We start from the raw sequence: 17,841 nt of genomic DNA on the forward strand, positions 1-17,841 counted from the left end.
AAATTAGAATGCGTTGTTTATCATGATATAGAAAAAGGGGGCTCTGGATATGGCTCAAGAATCGAAGAGCATTAAATATGCCACATCATATAGGGAACAGCTCACTGTCCGTGGTATGATAATTGGTATCATCGGCGTAGTCATTGTTACATGTTCATCTATGTTTATTGCATTGAAAGCATCATCGTTACCCTTCCCCATTATGTTTGTTGCACTGGTATCTATGTTTGCATTAAAGGCATTGGGAAGAACTAATATTAATGAAATCAACGTAACACACACCGCCATGTCAGCAGGTTCCATGGTGGCTGGTGGTGTAGCCTTTACCATTCCCACGATTTATATGCTGTATCCGAATTCAGAATTAGGTTTGGTCAAATTGCTTGTTATCACAATAAGTGGTACTATGCTGGGGCTTATATTTACATCTCTTATGAGAAAACAGTTTATAGAAACATCAAAACTTCCCTATGCCATGGGTCAAGCAGCAGCAGAGGCTCTGATTGTTGGGGACGAAGGCGGGAAAAAGGCACATACACTCTTTGGGGCATTGGGCTTTGCTGCTATTTGGACTGCGCTTCGCGACTGGTTCATGAAGATTCCCGCTGTCCTTTGGTTTGGCGGGGGCAGCTGGTTGAACTATGGTTCCTACGGTGGTGTTTGGCTTTCACCAATGCTTATGTCTGTTGGCTATCTTGTCGGCCCCATATTTGTAGGTGTATGGTTCCTTGGTGCACTTATCGGTGACGTGGGTATTTTAATTGGTGGCCAACAATTTGGTTTTGTTGATGCGTCCACAGCAGCAAATATCAAAAGTGGTCTGGGACTTGGGATGATGGTGGGAACGGGCGTGGGCGTGTTTATAAAAAACATCCTTCCTAATTTTAAAGCTATCTTTGGGTCTATGGTGTCTAAGGATTCCATTGGAGATTCTATTGTCCCCTTGAGATGGGCACCAATCTTGATGGCACTTTTTGCAGCACTTTTTGTGATTATTGTTGATATACCTGTTGTTGCTGCGGTTATTACAATTATAGGGGTTTGGCTTGCAACTGCCATGTCATGTCAAACGGTGGGTATGTCTGCCATTAACCCTATGGAAGTGTTTGGTATTTTTGTACTGATTCTTGCGAAGCTTTGTTCTCCCGGAATTACAGAAGTTGCAGCCATTTGCATTGCGGCCGTTGTTGCCGTTGCTTGTGGTCTTGTAGGCGACGTTATGAACGATTTTAAAGCTGGGAGTATCTTGAAGTCTAGTCCTAAGGCTCAATGGACAGGAGAATTAATCGGTGGGCTTGTTGGAGCAGTTGTATCCGTTTTTGTAATCATGGCTATTATTCAGGCCTATGGTCCTTCTGCTTTTGGTAATCCGGAACTTTTTCCTGCAGCCCAGGCATCTGCTGTAGCAGCTATGGCTGGTGGAATTTCTCATGTTCCAGCTTTTTTAACTGGACTTGTGATAGCTGCCATTCTTTATATTGTTGGATTTTATCCTGTTATGACCCTTGGACTTGGCGTTTATCTGCCGTTCTATCTATCCTTTACAGCGTTTATTGGGGCGGCAATCCGCTTCATTCTTGACAAAGTTTATCCTCAGTTTGAAAGAGAAGGAAAAGGTACTATTATTGGTGCAGGCCTTTTGGGTGGCGAAGCAGTGGTTGGTGTTATCATTGCAATGATTATGGCGGTTCAATTTATTGCCAAATAAAAGTCTCAAGATGCTCTTGCAAGAGAAATTAAGCCAGAAGCAATCTATCGACGGGTAAAGTCGACTGAACTGGCTTATGGACTGAAAGCTTAAAGTTTTAAAAACGTTTATTAATCATTCTGCAATGGTAAACTAAAAAACAACCCAACAATAAGACCTGAAATCAAGGTTTTATTGTTGGGTTAAGTAGCTATCATCGTTTTTACTTAGTAAGGACTCGCTTCAATTCAGATATATCAAAATATATTCTTCTTATTTAAGTGTGCCTTTCCATTTCTATTCTAAATGATTCATCAAATATTATTGAACTTCTATTTATCGTTATTACCATTTATCCTAGGATATTCTGGATATCGTTGTCAATGATATTGTAGGTGTATTGGCTTTTATTTGCATTCCTTTTCATAAGTTCTGGGAGACCATATTGCAAAATCAATCTTTTTGCAGCTTTTTCATAAGCTTTACCAACTCATACCACAGGACAGATATGGCTGCTAACCCCAATACCATAAGAGATTGTGTGACTGAAAGTGGTGCAAGCTTGAGATAGCCAGAAAGAGGCGTGTTCAGGATGACGCCCAATAGCACAAGTGTTCCAAGGTTTACTGCCCACATAACCTTGTCTTTTGAAAGACGTATCATAGAGCGAAAGACAAAATCATGGTCAGAGCTATTGACCTGGACTAAGAATAAGTTTGCCAGCATGATGATGGAAAGACCCATGGAGCGGGCGATTTCCGCATTACCAGGCTCATTTGAAAACGTTATGAAATAAGCACCAAATGACACCGCAAAAATGACCAAACCTTGTAGGATGCTTTTTATCAGAAGTTTTTTAGTGAGCAACTTTTCCTTTGGGTTGCGAGGATTACGGTCCATGATGTCTGCTTCGGCAGGCTGACGCTCAAGCACAATGGAACAGGTGGGATCAATGATTACTTCTAAAAGTACTACATGAAGTGGCAACAGCAGTAATGCCATGGGTGGGATGCCCAAAAATGGTGCTAGTAGTGAAGCAAACGCAATGGGAATATGGATAGTAAACACATAACCCACAGCCTTACGAATATTGTCATAGATTCGACGGCCGTCCTTTACTGTTTCAACAATGGTGGTGAAATTATCGTCCATTAAAATGAGGTCTGCTGCCTCTCTGGACACTTCACTGCCTCGCTTACCCATAGCAATACCAATGTCAGCATATTTCAAAGCTGGGGCATCGTTTACACCATCGCCGGTCATTGCAACAATCTCACCATTTTCCTTGAATGCCTTAACAATACGCATTTTGTGTTCAGGGATAACCCGGGAAAATATGGACACTTTCTTCACAGCTTGGCGCAGTTCCTCATCTGACATAGCTTCCAGAGCCTCTCCGGTGATAATGCGGTCACTGCTGGGAATGCCGATTTTTTTGGCAATGGCTGAGGCAGTGATACCATTGTCACCGGTAATCATAACAACACGGATACCTGCGCGGTTGCATACAGTAATGTCGTTCTTAACACTTTCGCGGGGAGGGTCGGCAAGCCCAACCAGCCCAAGAAGGGTAAGGTGGCAGTCGGTGATAGAAGCTGGGATGACTCCATCATTTTCAGGATAAGCAGTTGCGATGGCAATGACGCGCAAACCCTCGGAGGAAAGATAATTAATTTGCTTCTCCGTTGCAGTGCGTTCTTCATCCGTAAGGCTACAGATGGTGAGAATTCGCTCTGGACTGCCCTTGGCAGCAATGACAAGTTGACCATCTTTACGCCAAACGTGCCCCATCATTTTCAGATTGTTTGTAAAGGCATATTCAGTTACAAACTCATTTGCAAACAGACTTTCTTTTGTAAAGCCGTGCTCCTCGCAATAACGGAGCATGGCTTTTTCCATGGGGTCATAAGCTTCGGTTTCGCAACCAAGACCCATGGTTTCAATGAGTGCCTCCTCTGTGCCGCTGGCTATCCAGATTTCTTGCATTGTCATTTGATTCATAGTGATGGTACCGGTTTTATCAACGCATAAAACGGAAACAGCACCAAGGGTTTCTACGCTGGGCAGCTTACGTACTAGGGAATTTTTCTTTGCCAAGCGCCAAGCGCCCATTGAGAGGAATACGGTAAGAATAACTGGGAATTCTTCTGGGATCATTGCCATAGCCAGGGTGACACCAGAGAGAATACTCTCAACGATACGTTCATGAAATGCGTGGTCGGCTATGTTAAACCAAGTAAAGATGCCCACAAGTAAAAAAAGAGCAGCTGCAATTATGGCACAAGTTTTTACTAGTTTTCCTGTCTGTTTTTGCAGGGGCGTATCCTCCTGGGGTGCAGTAGCAACGCCAATGCCAATTTTGCCGTATTCTGTTTGAGCACCAATTTTATCAACCACCACTGCCGCAGTGCCCTGTGTCACTAATGTACCGGCGTAGCAGTAATCTTTGCGCCAATAGTCCCCTGTAGGCTCTGCATGTTCAGTGGAAATTTTCCAAACCCCTTCAGCTTCACCAGTAAGGGATGATTCATCCACACACAGATCTGCACAGCGAATAACGGAACCATCTGCTGGTATTTTTACACCTTCGTAAAGCATCATCAGGTCACCCGGAACCAAGTCGGCGCTGGGAATCTGTTGCTCCGTTCCATCCCGCAAAACGGTGACATGGGGTGCTGAAAGGTCTTTGAGAGCATTTAAAGTTTTATCGGTTTTCCATTCCTGAACAACATCAATACTGATAATACCGATTACGAAAATCAGCATGATTGCGCCATCCCGTGGTTCGCCCAGAATAAAATAAATTACAGCAGCAACGATGAGCAAAAGGAACATGGGCTCGCAAAGAATATGGAGAATCTTTTTCAAAAAGTTCTCCTTTTTTGGGGGCGCCAGCTCGTTTTTGCCATACTGTTGTTGTCGTCTTTTTGCCTCCTCGGTAGAAAGGCCTGTGTTTGTTTTGGTGTTTGTCATAAAAATCCTCCGTTTCCCGCTGGTAGCGGTGTCATGATTTCTCCGAGGGCACTCCATTTGAGGTCAGTTGTTCTATAGATGGATATAAAAATAGCACATCTATGGGAACATACTACTGTCCCACAGATGTGCAAAATTGCAATCTGCTGCCACATGTAAAGTGGCCCGGCCCCATGCCCTTATGGGCATCGCCTGCTCAGTTTGTACTGTTGAACTCGCATTCATCCGGAATGTAATGCAGTGCAAAGAGAATATTGAACATTATATGAGATGAAGGTGGTATTGTCAACAAATTAGCTATACTTTTTGTATTTTTATTCCGACTTTTTTTGCAACATCAAGTATCTAGTTTAACTGTCGTTTAGAATTTCCTTCTGCATGCCATATTAGACTTCGTTTTTTTGTTTTTTATATCCTGAGTTGGGTATATTAAAGCTTAAGTTTAAAATAAAGGAGGTTTTATCTATGAACAAGTATAGTTTCAAGGACTATTTTTATGAGCCTGAAAAAAGAATTGCCAAGAGAATGCTTTTTAAAAGTGATAATGTAATTGCATTTATTCTTAACATTGCTAAAGATGAAATGCTGCCGGGTCATACACACCTAGAATCAACACTTTTTCTGCAAGTTATGGAAGGCAAAGCAAAGGTTGTTACAAATGGTAACGAAAATTTGCTTCATGTGGGTGAATTAATGCAGGTGGATGGACAGGAAAGCTTGCAGGTTGTCAATATGGGAGATGGTGTTTTGCGGCTTTTTGTCACAATTTCACCAATGGGTACAGATGCCTTTGCAACAGATGCAGATATTTAATTACTTTATCCGTATCCTTGCCTTATGAAAATTATTTTTACTACTTAATCAAAAGGGTAGAAATGGTGTGCGATTAGCATAAAGTAACTTTGTTTGTTCATTACCTTTGTAAGCCGGTGAATGCTTGGAAATAAAAGAATGGCAACCGTTGGTTGCCATTCTTTTATTTAATCATTTGGATTGTTAAAGCTAACGGGCTTGGCTTTTGTATCTCCAAAGGCATTTGCAGGAGAGGGACTAGATAGATCGAAATAAATACGAGAATCTTTGGTTACACCAAAATCTTTATTAGAGCCAGTATCCTGCACTCGATTAAAGGCTTCACGGAACATTGCATTATGCGCTTCTTCACGGTTAAGCAGAAAATCTATGGTTTCCTTTACCTTTTTGTCATTAATCTGACGATATAGATATTCGTATACCACTTTTGCTCTTTGTTCTGAAGCTATGTTTGAGAGCAAATCTGCACAAAGATCACCAGTAACCGTCACATAATCACCAGTCCACGAATATCCGGATGAATTGATAAGTCCTGGATTAAGACCCAGAATCACATGTGTTTGAATTTCGCCAGCATTTACAGCTGTATAATCAACATCATGTCCATTGAGCAAGTTAATCGTCTGTGCAACCATTTCCATATGGCTGAGTTCTTCGGCTGCAATATCCATAAACAAATCCTTGATAGCAGGATCCTTAATACGAAAGCTTTGAGACATATACTGCATTGCAGCTTTCAGCTCTCCGTTTCCGCCACCTAGCTGTTCTTGCATTAATACAGCATACTGGGGATTAGGTCTTTCTACTTCAACAGGATGAAAAAGCTGTTTCTCATGTTTAAACATTATAACACTTCCTTTCGCTGAATAATATTCCATTTTTAGAAAACAATATTCATAATATTGAACAGCCCCGAAATAACTTTTTAAAATAATTTCAAGCCGCAAATGCAGTACAAGTAATTGTCTTATGGTGTAAACACCATGCAGAAAGGTGGAATAAAATGAATTCCGTTTGGAAGGAAAAATCAAATTGACCAAGTTTTGATGTATTGAATCAGGATATCAGAACGGAAATACTCATCATCGGCGGAGGTTTGGCAGGAATTTTATGTGCTTATATGCTGGAACAGGCTGGTGTGAAATATATACTTGTTGAGGCAGATGGTATTTGTAGCGGAATAACGAAAAATACCACTGCAAAAATTACATCACAGCACGGTTTTGTCTATGACAAGTTAATACGTGAATTTGGCGTGGAAACTGCACGGCTCTATCTGGAGGCGAATGAAAAGGCTCTAAAAGAATATGGAATACTGTGCAATAAAATTGATTGTGACTTTGAAGAAAAAAACAATTATGTTTATTCCCTTGATGACAGAAAAAAGGTAGAGCAAGAACTCGCCGCCCTGCTTAAAATCGGTTTTTCGGCTCAGGCTGTGGATTCACTTTCCCTACCATTTTCCATTGCAGGTGCGATTAGATTCTCTAACCAAGCACAGTTTAATCCGTTGAAATTTGTAGCAGGTATTGCAAAAGGTCTATCTATATTTGAGCATACTGCTGTTTGTGAATTGATTGGTACAACTGCCGTTACAGACCATGGAAAGATTACAGCAGACAAAATTATTGTAGCTACTCATTTTCCTTTTCTAAATAAGCATGGGAGTTATTTTTTGAAAATGTATCAACATAGATCTTATGTGATTGCATTGGAAAATGCCCATAATGTGGAGGGGATGTATGTGGACGAAGCACAAAAAGGTATGTCCTTTCGTAATTATGAAAACCTTTTACTCATAGGTGGTGGTGATCACCGTACAGGAAAAAAAGGGGGTAATTTTAACGAGCTTGAAGATTTTGCAAATCGGCACTATCCAAATGCAAAAATCAGATACAAGTGGGCAACACAGGATTGTATGACCCTTGATGGTATTCCCTATATCGGTAAATATTCTGGGAGTACAACTGATTTATATGTCACTACCGGTTTCAATAAATGGGGCATGAGTTCTTCCATGGTGTCAGCAATGCTCCTTACAGACCTCGTGTTAGGAAAACAGAATCCCTACGAGGAGGTTTTCTCTCCATCCCGTAGAATTCTTCGCCCACAGCTTGCCAGCAATGCTATTCAAGCAGTAGTTAATTTGCTTACACCCACAACACCTCGTTGTCCTCATATGGGCTGTGCCTTAAAGTGGAACAATGAGGAGCATTCATGGGATTGCCCTTGTCATGGTTCACGTTTTACAAAGGAGGGAAAACTAATTGATAATCCTTCAACGGGAGACTTAAGAAAAAGAGTATAGATAGTTTAAAATTCATTGGGTGGAGCAGCTTTTGAAAATATCCTGCATTAGAACAAGTTTTTCATGTTAACAAAACCATACTGAAAAATTATCTTTGCATAAGTAAAAACATATTTTGCAAAAAGAATAAGAATATTGTTTTGGGAGAATTTTAAATAATATATTTTAATAGATTTTATGGAAACAATGGGCTTATGAACAATTAAGTTTATCAATATAAAGGAGGAAAAGATATGTCAAGAAACAGCAATACTTTGAGTGGAGAGGACAATAAGAGACTTCATAGTACAACTGCCACAAATAAAGAGGGTACTGCCGCATGGGCAAATGTACATCAGGTAGATCAAGAAACTAACGTAAGCATTCCGGGGGATTATAGCGTAGAAAAGGCCAAAAATTGGGTTGATGATGGAAGTAAGCTTTAAAAATACTATAGAGTTGGAGAGTTGTTTATGGGAAAAATACAGTTAACTTTAGATGGAAACACAGCTGCAGCATATACTGCTTATGCATTTACGGATGTTGCCGCCATATTTCCAATTACGCCATCCTCAGGGATGGCAGAAATTACAGATGAATGGGCTGCAAAGGGTAGAAAAAATATATTTAATCAACAAGTTAACGTAGTTGAGATGCAGTCGGAGGCTGGTGCGGCAGGGGCTTTTCATGGATCCCTCCAAGGTGGTGCGTTAACAACAACATTTACTGCTTCTCAAGGGCTTCTATTAATGATACCAAATTTGTATAAGGTTTCGGGAGAGCTTTTGCCTGGTGTACTTCATGTGAGTGCTAGAGCAATTACGACCCATGCCTTGAGCATCTTTGGGGATCATCAGGATGTTATGGCAGTTAGACAAACAGGATGTGCGTTATTAGCAAGTGGTTCTGTGCAAGAGGTAATTGACTTAGCTGCCATTGCCCATCTATCTGCAATAAAAGGCAGGCTGCCATTTGTACATTTCTTTGATGGATTTAGGACATCACATGAAATACAAAAAGTAGAGGCTTTGGAATATAGTGACTATTCGGAGATGGTTGATTATAAAGCAATACAGGATTTTAGAGATAGAGCATTATCCCCAAATCATCCTGTTACCCGTGGAACAGCCCAGAATCCTGATATTTATTTTCAAGGAAGAGAGGCAGGCAATCCATTCTATAGTGATATTATTCCAATTGTTGAAGATTACTTTGCTCAGCTAGGCAAAAAAACAGGAAGGCAGTATGGACTATTTGATTATTATGGTGCAGAAGATGCAGAATATATCATTATTGCAATGGGATCTGTAACACAGACAATAGAGGAAACCGTTGATTATCACAATGCTAATGGAGAAAAATACGGATTGGTTAAAGTACATTTATATCGTCCGTTTTCCAGTAAGCATTTACAAAATATTATTCCAAAGTCGGTGAAAAAAGTTGCGGTGCTTGATCGGACAAAGGAGCCCGGTTCCATTGGTGAACCTCTTTTTTTGGATGTCAAGGGCTGTTTCAGTGATGTGGATCATGCACCGGTTATTGTGGGCGGTCGATATGGGCTAGGGTCAAAGGACACCAATTCGGCGGACATCACAGCGGTTTATGAAAATTTAAAACTGAAAAAGCCTAAAACCAATTTTACAATAGGTATTGTTGATGATGTCACAAAAACCTCTTTGGAAAGAGTTTTCAAAGCTTCAACAGAACCTTCTGACCGTATTTCCTGTAAGTTTTGGGGGTTGGGTTCTGATGGTACAGTAGGCTCTAACAAACAGGCGATTATGATTATTGGTAATAAAACCGAGGATCATGTACAGGCTTATTTTGACTATGATTCCAAAAAATCAGGTGGGGTTACCATATCAAATCTCCGTTTTGGAAAGTCGCCAATCAAGTCCACATATTTGGTAGGCAATGCGGATTATGTTGCATGTCATAACCAGTCCTATGTTAACAAATATGATATTCTTGATGATGTGAAACAAGGGGGCATTTTTGTTCTAAACTGCCAGTGGTCCGATGAGGAGTTAGAACAATATTTGCCGAATAAATATAAAAAGTTAATTGCAGAAAAAGAATTAAAATTCTATACAATAAATGCTGTGAAAATTGCTGAGGAAATTGGTCTTGGTAACCGAATAAATATGGTTATGCAAGGTGCTTTTTTCAGACTTATCAATATTCTACCGCAAGAAGAATTTATCGATGAATTAAATAAAGCGGTAACTTATTCCTATAGTAAAAAAGGGGATAAGGTAGTTAAAATGAATCAGGACGCTATTTTAATGGGAGTTGAACAAATTCATGAGGTGAGAGTTCCCGAGGAGTGGTTAAATGTAATTGATAATAGCCATATGGAAATGAGTACTATTGAGGAACCTGACTTTATTAAAAATATAATGAGACCCATGCAGGCACAAAAGGGACAAGATTTACCAGTTAGTGCTTTTATAGGCAGAGAAGACGGAACAATTCCTTCCGGTACAACAGCCTATGAAAAACGAGGCATTGCCGTTAATGTACCAGAATGGATTGAGGAAAACTGCATTCAATGCAATCAATGTTCTTATATCTGCCCCCATGCAGTAATTAGACCCTTTTTGCTAACGGAAGAAGAGTTAAACAAAGCTCCCATTTCTTTTGAAACGGTGAAAGCGACAGGTAAATCCTTTGAAGGATTATATTATAGAATGCAGATTAGCCCTATGGATTGTACAGGTTGCGGAAACTGTGCTGATATCTGCCCTGCCAAAGAAAAGGCTCTTGTTATGAAGCCCATCGAAACACAATTATCCCACGAAGTAGATAATTGGAAGTTTGCAAATTGTACAATTGGATATAAAACCAACATTCCTCTTGGTGTTACAGTTAAGGATAGTCAGTTTAGAGAACCATTAATGGAATTTTCCGGAGCATGCGCAGGTTGTGGGGAAACAGCGTATATTAAGCTTATTACTCAATTATATGGAAACCGAATGATGATTGCCAATGCCACAGGCTGCTCTTCCATTTGGGGTGCAAGTGCACCAAGTAGTGCTTATTCTTCAAATAAGGAAGGGAAGGGGCCAGCTTGGGCGAATTCTTTGTTTGAGGATAATGCAGAATTCGGCTACGGAATGTACCTTGCAACCAAACAGATGAGAAATGGCTTGGAAGAAACAATGAAACAGCTCCTTTCTACAAATGTAGATGTAACGATAAAAGAATTAATCAGTGATTGGTTGAACTACAAAGAGGATGGAGAAATTAGCGAACAAGTAAGTGGAAAACTAATTGATGCAATAGAGAATTACGAAATAACGGATGATGAGGTAGTGTTATTATTAAATAATATTAAACAAAGGAAAGATTATTTGGTTAAGCGTTCCCAGTGGATGATTGGCGGGGATGGCTGGGCATACGATATCGGGTTTGGTGGTCTTGACCATATTATGGCATCAGGGGAAGATATAAATGTATTGGTATTTGATACAGAGGTTTATTCAAACACAGGTGGTCAAGCATCTAAATCTACCCCGGCAGCAGCAGTCGCAAAATTTGCCAGCTCCGGAAAGAAATCCGGCAAGAAGGATTTAGGACGAATGCTAATGACGTATGGAAATGTATATGTGGCACAAGTAGGTATCCATGCAGACAATGCTCAACTAATTAAGGCAGTTCGTGAAGCCGAAAGTTTTAAGGGACCTTCTATTATCATTGCTTATGCACCATGTATCAGCCATGGTATCAAGGAAGGCATGGGGAAAAGCATGGCAACCATTAAAAAGGCGGTAAACGCAGGATATTGGCATCTTTACCGATATAATCCGGAGTTAAGCAAACAAGGTAAAAATCCTTTTATTCTTGACTCAAAAGAACCAACTGAAAGTTTCCGTGATTTTTTAATGGGGCAAGTTCGATACAGTTCACTTGCTAGAACATTTCCGGATGAGGCGGAGCATTTGTTTACAAAGGCAGAGGAATATGCAAAAGAACGTTATGAAATCTACAGCAAAATGAATTCACTATAAAATTTGAGCGCTCCTTTTTGTTAGATAAACGAACCTTTGTCTAATGAAAGGGGCGCTTTTTATTTTTACTTTGTTGAACCATTTTCCTTGTAAAAATGCTATCAAGCGCCGTATAAAGTTTTGTTATGTAAAATATCCTGTATGATGGCGCTCATGGTTACAAATCTATTTTAGACCAACCGAGGCATTAGATTGGAGAGAAAACCAAAAAAAGGGGACAAGAATCCCCTTGGATACTATCCCACTTTAATGAGCGTTATAATTATTAGTCCTCAGACAATGGACAGTATTAGCTGAGGGTTCCTTAAAAACAAGAGAAATAGGGTTTAAGACGACGTATTTCTATTCCCCTAATATATCCTGTTGAACTTTCTTGCTTAACAATGAAAACATTAATTTATAAGAGGCACGCACCATATCGGCAAGTACTTCATTGGGTATCTCACTGTCCAGATACACAGTACTCCAATGTACTTTATTCATGTAGTAACCTGGCACAATGTTTTCATACTGGTTGCGCAGCATGTCACTATACATTGGTTCCAGTTTCATGGTGATAATGGGACGTCCGTTTTGGTCGTTCATACCAATTAAGGCGTACATTTTGCCCCCGAGTAAATATTTGTATGCTTGCCATGCGGGTTGAAATTCCTTTACAGTAGACGGTTGCTTTTGTAAAAATTCATCCAGCCAGCCGTAGTTTTTCATTGTTTCTTCTGGCCACGGTGTTACGTTATTGATTATGCTTGACATCCTGTACCTCCTTTTATGGGTTCAGCCGAAAGGTAGCTTACTTACTTTCGGCACCGCACAATTCTTGATTAACACTTAAATTCCCAAGTGTAGTCATTAGTCTGCGGGTGAGTAGATTTCACTGAGGCGGCACTTCTATTAAAATAATTTCTTACCACCTAAAATGTTTATCCCAAGTTCCTTTGCAATACTCCCTTGTTTAAACGGATTTATTTTTTTCACCATACCATCTTGTTTAAAAGACGATCCTGTTCCTTTGAACCAGAAAGTAACATTTGCTTTTATACATTGCTCACGAATATCCAGTACCCAATCATAATCACATTCACGAGCATCACGCCCACTTTCCCCACATACTGTAACATGCTCAATCCCATGGAGATAGGCTGATAAATCTATGGCTTCCAAAAGAGGGGAACAGGCAATAAAACGCCGTTTTATCGGATAAGACAAAAACAGAGGAAGACGATAATCTGCCAAAGCTTGATTCTCCACGGTACAACCGATATTTACATTGTCATAACCGTCGCCCCAATCGGCGGGTAATGAAACGTTGAATCGGTCAATTCGTTTGGTTAGAATCAAAAAATCGATATCAGACCTTTGTTTTATCATGCTCCAGACATCCTTTCGCCATTCATCGGCTTCAGGCAGAAAAAAATCAGTGGCAAAACAAGTGGCAAGGATTTTATTTCCTTTAATATTATATTCACCTTTTGCGTTTGTCCGAATGGGCCAATCGAATTTATCTGTTTTTTGTATGTCGTTTTGTCCGTGACGTTTCCCATGGGGTCCATAGAAATAGCAATATGTGCATCCATCACTAGTTTGATAGCATCCTGTCCAAGGTTCCCAATTCATGTCCTCACTCCTTTCTACTATAGCACTGTTTATGCCACATTATTTGTTTCTGTTTGGGCTGCATCATTTGATTTAGCAAGCCCCATTAGGTTAAGAAGATCAGATGGAATATAGTTTACTGATCGTTGCTCCTGCTCTGTTAGGGAGCTATGCCAATGCATCCATTTTATGGTTTCTTCCGATAAATCTGCAACATTATACCACTTATCTCCAAACTTGATTTGGCTTCCATCACCGCTGCGATATTCAAACACACACCATTTATCATTCATATTGATTTCTATGGTATGATCCGAACTATATTTGTATTGATACCCTGCTCCGAAGTTAGATTGGTTATCTTTCGTAGGAATTTGAGTCCCATCCACTGTGGACGCAATTTCTCCATCCATAACTCCGCATTTCGTAATTAGATTGCTTTCTTTGCCAGTGTCATAGTACATCTTCCCGTCTATCATCACCATTGGGATTTTCGCCCATTGGAGATTTTGTGCAGGCTCTTTTAATAAAATTTGGAATACTTTTGTGATTTCAGCAGGAGAGCTCTCTATGATTCCATCTAAGTATCCAATCTTGATTTTATCTCCTATGGCTACCTTGCTCAAATAAAGAAGAGAATTCTCTTCACTGGTATTTAATGTCCCCGCTTGAAGTTGGTTGGAGATATTCCTTTCTGTTGTTCCTTCGGCAGGTTCAACCAATAGGCTGTCTGAATTCACCGATATAACAGTAGCTTCAAAGAAATTCTGCGCAGCTGACACCTCAGCCATTCTGTTTGTATCATATCCTACCATTGTAGAAATGACCAACGTTAATACAAATAATGCAACTATACGCTTCATAAAACACATCCTTTTATAGAGATAAATTTTCGAGTATAAGTTTCATATTAAACAGTACCTCATAAGAGTAAAAAAATATTTTTATAAATCATTTAGTATTATATGGAAAAAGTATACCATAGCAAAGTAAGATGATACAAGGGACTAATTTCGATTGATAGGTACAGCAAGAATTTTCAATTGCAGAAGTGGGCGCTGAATGAACCTAACAACCAAACCAAACATTTCATTTTTGGTTTTGGGTTGTACATAGACATTGAATAGATTAAGAATATACTTTAAAAAAGTGGGAGGGGAGTCTAATGAAACAAAAAGCAACGGCCCTGAAAGCAAAGCCGCTGCAAGCATATCTGTTATATAAAAGATGTTTTATTATTTGTCGCACACATATTTTAGCGTTTCTTCACAATGTATTTCTAAAGAATTTAAAAGACAAAGATCTGTGTCTTTTTGTGATACTAATTGCGGAAGTTCAGTACAACCCAAGATTACGCTATCAACGGGATATGATGAAATGATTTTCAAAAAGGTTTGTTTTGATGTTTCTGATACCAAGTTAATCACTAGTTCAGAGAAAATAATATTATTAATGATTTCTTGTTCTTCAACGGTTGGAGTGATTACCTCTATCCCATATTTTAAAAGTCCACTCTGATAAAAACTGCTGCGCATTGTGTAACCAATGCCAGTTAAAAGTAGCTTTTTCAGCCCTAAATCTTTTGCTTTCTGTCCAACAGCATCAACGATGCTAAGGACTGGGATTGGAATATCATTACGTATTTCTTCTAAAACGGAATGTGGCGAATTAGCGGCCATAATTGCGAAGTCTGCACCAGCTCGTTTCAGATTATTAAAACTCTTGAGGATGTATTTTTTATACTCATTCATATTATTTTCATTTTCTAAATCAGTAAAATATTGAAAATTTAAACTTTCAATTACCATTTCCGGATAGTAGTAATGGTGATATTGGTTATAGAATAAATTGTGAAGTGTCTCGTAATAATGAAGGGTTGAAGCGGAACTGATCCCGCCAACAATGCCCATTTTTTTCATAGAAAACATCCTCCCTTATTTCATATAAAATGAGTATTTATCAATTGCTCGCATTGTTGCCAGAATTCCATCCAAATGATCATACTCATGCTGTAAAAGTTCGGATAAATCCCCTTCCAATAGCATTTCTTGTTCATTCCATTCCATGTCACGATATAGGATTCGGATTTTTTTATGTCTTCGAACTTTCACAAGAAGATTAGGAAAAGACATGCAATCATCCATGACCTCCATTTCTTCATCACCAATAAAACTTAATACTGGATTAATAAAAACTGTAGGCTGATTGATGTACATATATAAAATTCGCTTTTGTATTCCAATCTGCGGTGCGGCAATTGCCCTTCCAGCATGATACTGGTTTCTGAATGCAATCAAGGTATCATGTAAATCTTGAATAAGGGGTGCTAATTGTGATAGTTCAGTTTTTTCAACAGGACTGCTCATTTCGTATAGTTTTGGATTTCCCAGTTTTAAGATTTCTTTTTCCATGGTGCTCCTCCTTGTTTAATTGATATTTTTAATTTAAGTATATTCTTGATAATGTGTGCAAGCAATGATAAAATTGTTTGCAGAACAATTTTGAAGGAGAGAAGGCCATGCCCGTTAATTCTTTTGAAAATTATCCTATGACTTGGAAACCGAATATCAGTAAAACAGGTGAGATTCCCCTTTATATTGAAGTTGTCCAGGCGCTAGAACGGGATGTGCGAAACGGACAGTTAAAGCCGAACGACAAATTACCGCCACAAAGAGAACTCGCAGATTATTTAGACGTAAATCTAAGTACAATTGCCAGGGCGTTTAAGTTATGTACGGCGAAAGGATTAATTTCGGGGGAAGTTGGCCGGGGCACATATGTTTCATCGGATGTTTTGTCAAACTTGCCTATGCTAGATCAAAATGGATTGGAGCATTGTATTAACCTGGGTGCATCCCATCCGCTATATGAACAAAATAAATATGTGGTTGAAATTCTGAAGCATATTATAAAAAAGGCGAATATCAGTAGTCTATTAGAATACTCTGAAACATCGGGACGGGTTGGACACAAACAAAGTGGTCAGCGTTGGCTTTCTCAATTTGGTGTAGATGTTCCGGTTGAGCAAGTTCTAATAACATCTGGTCTGCAAAATTCACTAGCAATCATTTTGACTTCACTGTTTCACTTTGGAGATAAAATTGTTACGAATTCTGTTGTATATCCCGGGATCAAGAACATTGCAAATTCTTTAGGGATACAACTGATACCGATACCATATATAGGGCAAAGTATGAATTTGGATTATCTCCATCAACTTTGCAAGAATGAGAAAATCAAGGGGATTTATGTTAATCCAGATCATCAAAATCCGACAACAATTGATATGAGTGAAAAGGAACGTACGGAGTTATCTTCAATTATTAAACAGCATGGTTTGATTTGTATAGAGGATGCCACGTATTCGTTTTTATCAGCGGCCCAGAATACACCTATAACTAGTATCGTGCCCCAGCAGAGTATCTATATTTCTACGGTATCAAATTCTCTTTCTGCCGGTTTAAGAGTAGCATTTTTAACAATGCCTTTGCCATTTTTAGAGAAATTAAAAAAGGGGAATAGCGACATAAATGTTATGTCAGCCCCTTTAGAGGTTGAAATCACTTCTCAACTGATAAGAACCGGTGTGGCACAAAAGATCATACAAGAAAAAATTATCTGTTTGCAGCAACGGAATAAACTAGTTGACAGATACTTATCAGACTATCAAGTTCAGGGTGCTTTAAATTCTCAATTTCGCTGGTTGCCTTTGCCGCTTAGGTGGACGGGAAAACAATTTGAAATGATGGCGAAGGAAAAGGGCGTGCAAGTGTTTTGCTGTGAGCGTTTTATTGTTGGTAGTGCAATTGTTGAACCGGCAGTAAGGTTAGCAATAAGTACCCCTAAAAATATGGATGAGTTAGAATTAGGCTTACAGATTTTGAGGAAGTTATTGGAATAAACTTGCTTAAGCTAACTCTGCTGGTTATCTATGTTAAAACAAAAGCGTAAATATATAGGTGTCAGCTCAACGAATCGGGAGATGACGTTTCGTTCCAACGCTTAAATAGGACTATTTTAGCGTCACGACCGGCTTCCCCGTATTCGCTGACCATTAGATATTTTTCATCAGCAGCCAGACCATAATATTTTGTAGTTCCCTTTATTTCTATTTGATTTCCCAAATATATCTTTTTATCATCCCACATTTTTACAAATTGACCACTTGGCAATGTGTATTCGAGATTAATGTAAAATCCGTTGATTGCGTTAAGCTCCGTAATTTCCCCCATATCTTTCATGCCTAGTGCGTTGAATTCCGCAATCAACCTTTCTTTAAGTGCACAAGAAATATCAGAACACTTATCGCAATGTTCATGTCCCTTGTTCTGACAACATAACGCTATTACACAATCACCATGAAACGGACGCCCGTTTGATGCGACACATCCTTGGCAAATGCCTTTATGCGTACATTTACCACAATCAACTCCACATATTGAATGACTCATATTGATTCCTCCCAGAATTTTGTT

General features: G+C 39.3%; 14 protein-coding genes and 1 riboswitch. Of the genes, 6 read left to right on the forward strand and 8 right to left on the reverse strand.

Annotation, left to right across the window (positions count from 1 at the left end; translation table 11 throughout):
- Nucleotides 1–49 precede the first annotated feature (49 nt).
- Nucleotides 50–1,708, forward strand: coding sequence for an OPT/YSL family transporter (locus NE558_RS08830; protein ID WP_256149656.1), 1,659 nt, complete (start codon nucleotides 50–52; stop codon nucleotides 1,706–1,708).
- A gap of 432 nt (nucleotides 1,709–2,140) precedes the next feature.
- Here NE558_RS08830 and NE558_RS08835 read toward each other — a convergent pair whose 3' ends face one another.
- Entirely contained in the window at nucleotides 2,141–4,660 is a 2,520-nt protein-coding gene (locus NE558_RS08835) for a cation-translocating P-type ATPase (protein WP_256149658.1), read from the reverse strand.
- 113 nt (nucleotides 4,661–4,773) lie between these two features.
- Nucleotides 4,774–4,870, reverse strand: a riboswitch (NiCo riboswitch).
- Between the two features lie 255 nt (nucleotides 4,871–5,125).
- On the opposite strand from NE558_RS08835, the gene NE558_RS08840 reads away from it, so the two are divergent.
- Entirely contained in the window at nucleotides 5,126–5,473 is a 348-nt protein-coding gene (locus NE558_RS08840; RefSeq protein WP_256149659.1) for a cupin domain-containing protein, read from the forward strand.
- A 167-nt stretch (nucleotides 5,474–5,640) separates the two neighbouring features.
- On the opposite strand, the gene NE558_RS08845 is transcribed toward NE558_RS08840, so the two are convergent.
- A complete protein-coding gene (locus tag NE558_RS08845; RefSeq protein ID WP_256149660.1) occupies nucleotides 5,641–6,318 on the reverse strand; it encodes a manganese catalase family protein in 678 nt (225 codons plus the stop codon).
- 206 nt (nucleotides 6,319–6,524) lie between these two features.
- Between NE558_RS08845 and NE558_RS08850 the strand changes: the two genes are divergently transcribed.
- The 3 genes from NE558_RS08850 (at nucleotide 6,525) to nifJ (ending at nucleotide 11,773) form a co-directional block, all read left to right on the forward strand.
- Nucleotides 6,525–7,781 carry an FAD-dependent oxidoreductase gene (locus tag NE558_RS08850; RefSeq protein ID WP_256149661.1) on the forward strand — a complete coding sequence of 419 codons (1,257 nt, stop codon included), beginning with the start codon at nucleotides 6,525–6,527 and terminating at the stop codon, nucleotides 7,779–7,781.
- 233 nt (nucleotides 7,782–8,014) lie between these two features.
- Nucleotides 8,015–8,206, forward strand: coding sequence for a CDIF630_02480 family spore surface protein (locus NE558_RS08855; RefSeq protein WP_256149663.1), 192 nt, complete (start codon nucleotides 8,015–8,017; stop codon nucleotides 8,204–8,206).
- Nucleotides 8,207–8,233: 27 nt separating this feature from the next.
- Nucleotides 8,234–11,773 carry a pyruvate:ferredoxin (flavodoxin) oxidoreductase gene (gene nifJ, locus NE558_RS08860; protein WP_256149664.1) on the forward strand — a complete coding sequence of 1,180 codons (3,540 nt, stop codon included), beginning with the start codon at nucleotides 8,234–8,236 and terminating at the stop codon, nucleotides 11,771–11,773.
- Nucleotides 11,774–12,115: 342 nt separating this feature from the next.
- On the opposite strand, the gene NE558_RS08865 is transcribed toward nifJ, so the two are convergent.
- The 5 genes from NE558_RS08865 to NE558_RS08885 all read right to left on the reverse strand — a co-directional run bounded on the left by NE558_RS08865 (nucleotide 12,116) and on the right by NE558_RS08885 (nucleotide 15,777).
- Nucleotides 12,116–12,526: an MmcQ/YjbR family DNA-binding protein gene (locus tag NE558_RS08865; protein WP_256149665.1), complete on the reverse strand. Its 411-nt coding sequence runs from the start codon at nucleotides 12,524–12,526 to the stop codon at nucleotides 12,116–12,118.
- A 138-nt stretch (nucleotides 12,527–12,664) separates the two neighbouring features.
- The gene (locus NE558_RS08870) at nucleotides 12,665–13,387 is read right to left on the reverse strand and encodes a DUF5131 family protein (protein ID WP_256149666.1); all 723 of its coding nucleotides are present in this window, start codon (nucleotides 13,385–13,387) and stop codon (nucleotides 12,665–12,667) included.
- A gap of 29 nt (nucleotides 13,388–13,416) precedes the next feature.
- A complete protein-coding gene (locus tag NE558_RS08875; RefSeq protein ID WP_256149667.1) occupies nucleotides 13,417–14,229 on the reverse strand; it encodes a hypothetical protein in 813 nt (270 codons plus the stop codon).
- 372 nt (nucleotides 14,230–14,601) lie between these two features.
- Nucleotides 14,602–15,285, reverse strand: a complete 684-nt coding sequence (locus tag NE558_RS08880; protein WP_256149668.1) for an aspartate/glutamate racemase family protein — start codon at nucleotides 15,283–15,285, stop codon at nucleotides 14,602–14,604.
- A 15-nt stretch (nucleotides 15,286–15,300) separates the two neighbouring features.
- On the reverse strand, nucleotides 15,301–15,777 hold the full coding sequence (locus NE558_RS08885) for a peptide deformylase (RefSeq protein ID WP_256149669.1): 477 nt from the start codon (nucleotides 15,775–15,777) through the stop codon (nucleotides 15,301–15,303).
- Nucleotides 15,778–15,884: 107 nt separating this feature from the next.
- On the opposite strand from NE558_RS08885, the gene NE558_RS08890 reads away from it, so the two are divergent.
- The gene (locus NE558_RS08890) at nucleotides 15,885–17,267 is read left to right on the forward strand and encodes a PLP-dependent aminotransferase family protein (RefSeq protein ID WP_256149670.1); all 1,383 of its coding nucleotides are present in this window, start codon (nucleotides 15,885–15,887) and stop codon (nucleotides 17,265–17,267) included.
- A 61-nt stretch (nucleotides 17,268–17,328) separates the two neighbouring features.
- Here the strand turns inward: NE558_RS08890 and NE558_RS08895 are convergent, their stop codons facing one another.
- On the reverse strand, nucleotides 17,329–17,817 hold the full coding sequence (locus NE558_RS08895; protein ID WP_256149671.1) for a DUF3795 domain-containing protein: 489 nt from the start codon (nucleotides 17,815–17,817) through the stop codon (nucleotides 17,329–17,331).
- Nucleotides 17,818–17,841: the final 24 nt, after the last annotated feature.

It is taken from the genome of Anaerotignum propionicum (assembly GCF_024461735.1).
Lineage (GTDB): Bacteria > Bacillota > Clostridia > Lachnospirales > Anaerotignaceae > Chakrabartyella.

Excerpts from the sequence above, each read along its gene's own strand:
- NE558_RS08890 (WP_256149670.1), top strand. The coding sequence starts at position 15,885 with ATGCCCGTTAATTCTTTTGAAAATTATCCTATGACTTGGAAACCGAAT.
- NE558_RS08875 (WP_256149667.1), bottom strand. The coding sequence starts at position 14,229 with ATGAAGCGTATAGTTGCATTATTTGTATTAACGTTGGTCATTTCTACA.
- NE558_RS08870 (WP_256149666.1), bottom strand. The coding sequence starts at position 13,387 with ATGAATTGGGAACCTTGGACAGGATGCTATCAAACTAGTGATGGATGC.
- NE558_RS08845 (WP_256149660.1), bottom strand. The coding sequence starts at position 6,318 with ATGTTTAAACATGAGAAACAGCTTTTTCATCCTGTTGAAGTAGAAAGA.
- nifJ (WP_256149664.1), top strand. The coding sequence starts at position 8,234 with ATGGGAAAAATACAGTTAACTTTAGATGGAAACACAGCTGCAGCATAT.
- NE558_RS08865 (WP_256149665.1), bottom strand. The coding sequence starts at position 12,526 with ATGTCAAGCATAATCAATAACGTAACACCGTGGCCAGAAGAAACAATG.
- NE558_RS08835 (WP_256149658.1), bottom strand. The coding sequence starts at position 4,660 with ATGACAAACACCAAAACAAACACAGGCCTTTCTACCGAGGAGGCAAAA.
- NE558_RS08895 (WP_256149671.1), bottom strand. The coding sequence starts at position 17,817 with ATGAGTCATTCAATATGTGGAGTTGATTGTGGTAAATGTACGCATAAA.
- NE558_RS08880 (WP_256149668.1), bottom strand. The coding sequence starts at position 15,285 with ATGAAAAAAATGGGCATTGTTGGCGGGATCAGTTCCGCTTCAACCCTT.
- NE558_RS08885 (WP_256149669.1), bottom strand. The coding sequence starts at position 15,777 with ATGGAAAAAGAAATCTTAAAACTGGGAAATCCAAAACTATACGAAATG.
- NE558_RS08830 (WP_256149656.1), top strand. The coding sequence starts at position 50 with ATGGCTCAAGAATCGAAGAGCATTAAATATGCCACATCATATAGGGAA.
- NE558_RS08855 (WP_256149663.1), top strand. The coding sequence starts at position 8,015 with ATGTCAAGAAACAGCAATACTTTGAGTGGAGAGGACAATAAGAGACTT.
- NE558_RS08840 (WP_256149659.1), top strand. The coding sequence starts at position 5,126 with ATGAACAAGTATAGTTTCAAGGACTATTTTTATGAGCCTGAAAAAAGA.